A 1,826-nucleotide genomic window follows, 5' to 3' on the forward strand; every position below is an offset into this window, starting at 1 on the left:
TCCAGGATCTTCTTCTTCACATAGTCCAGCCCCACCCGCCCGATGTAGTGCACCGTGCGCTCCAGGTACCAGCCTTCCTCGCGGTACAGCTGCAGGAAGGCGCCCGAGTACTCCATCACCTCGGCCGCCGTCTTCACCTTCACCAGGAACTGCGCCACCTCCGTCTTGATGCCGCCGTTGCCCCCCACATACAGCTCCCAGCCCGAATCCACCCCGATCACCCCCACGTCCTTGATCCCCGCCTCGGCGCAGTTGCGCGGGCAGCCCGAAACCGCCAGCTTGACCTTGTGCGGCGAATACATCGCCCACAGCGCCCGCTCCAGGTCCTTGCCCATCTGGGTGGAATCCTGCGTGCCGAAGCGGCACCACTCGCTGCCCACGCAGGTCTTCACCGTGCGCAGGCTCTTGGCATAGGCAAAGCCCGAAGGCATGCCGATGTCCTTCCAGACGCCCTCCAGGTCTTCCTTCTTCACCCCCAAGAGGTCGATGCGCTGGCCGCCCGTGACCTTGACGGTGGGAATCTTGTACTTGTCCGCCGCATCCGCGATGCGCCGCAGCTCGTCCGGCGTGGTGTGGCCGCCCCACATGCGCGGAATCACCGAATAGGTGCCGTCCTTCTGGATGTTGGCGTGGCTGCGCTCGTTGATGAAGCGGCTCTGCGGATCGTCCTTGGCCTCCTTGGGCCAGGTGCTGATCAGGTAGTAGTTCACCGCCGGGCGGCAGGTCGCGCAGCCGTTGGGCGTGCGCCAGCCCAGGTGGCGGTACACCGCTTCGTGCGTCAGGTGGTGGTCCTTCTTGATGGCGTCGCGCACCTCCTGGTGGCTCGCATCGGTGCAGCCGCACACCGCCTTCTTCTTGGGCGTGGCCGAATAGTCGCCGCCGGCGGTGAACATCAGGATCTGCTCCACCAGGCCGGTGCACGAGCCGCAGCTGGCGCTGGCCTTGGTGTGCTTCTTGACCTCGTCCAGCGTGAACAGGCCTTTTTCCTTGATCGCCTTGCAGATGGTGCCCTTGCTCACCCCGTTGCAGCCGCACACCTCGGCCTCGTCGGGCATGCTGGCGGCCTTGTTGTGGCCCTCGTGGCCGGTGTCGCCGATGTTGGATTCGCCGAACATCAGCTTGTCGCGGATGTCGTGCACGCTGCGCCCGTCGCGCAAGAGCTTGAAGTACCAGCTGCCGTCCACCGTGTCGCCGTACAGGCACGCGCCCACCAGCTTGTCGTCCTTGATCACCAGCTTCTTGTAGACCCCGCCGAAGGGGTCGCTCATGACGATCTCCTCGGTGCCTTCGCCGCCCATGAACTCCCCGGCCGAGAACAGGTCGATGCCGGTGACCTTGAGCTTGGTGGAGGTCAGCGACCCCAGGTAGCGGCCGATGCCGAACTGGGCCAGGTGGTTGGCCGCGACCTTGGCCTGCTCGAAGAGGGGGGCGACCAGGCCGTAGGCGATGCCGCGGTGGGCGGCGCATTCGCCCACCGAGTAGATGCGCGCATCGGTCACGGTCTGCATGGTGTCGTTGACCACGATGCCGCGGTTGCAGTGCAGGCGCATCTGCTCGGCCAGCGCGGTGTTGGGGCGGATGCCCACGGCCATGACGACCAGGTCGGCGGCCACCTCGGTGCCGTCCTTGAAGCGGATGGCCTTGACACGCCCGCCTTTGCCGTCCTCGGCGTCGCCCACCAGCTCCTGGGTCTGGGCGCCGATGAGGAACTTCAGGCCCCGGTCTTCCAGGGACTTCTGCAGCAGCTTGCCGGCCACGTCGTCCAGCTGGCGCTCCATGAGCCAGGGCATGACGTGCACCACGGTGACGCTCATGCCGCGCAGCAT

At 66.2% G+C, this 1,826-nt stretch carries 1 protein-coding gene; it reads right to left on the minus strand.

The window, feature by feature from the left end; translation table 11 throughout:
- A partial coding sequence (gene nirB / locus V9L20_RS27195; RefSeq protein ID WP_337298904.1) for a nitrite reductase large subunit NirB occupies positions 1–1,826 on the minus strand: 1,826 nt, incomplete at both ends.

The sequence above is a fragment of the Variovorax sp. CCNWLW225 genome (assembly GCF_037204045.1).
In the GTDB taxonomy this organism is placed as follows: domain Bacteria; phylum Pseudomonadota; class Gammaproteobacteria; order Burkholderiales; family Burkholderiaceae_C; genus Variovorax.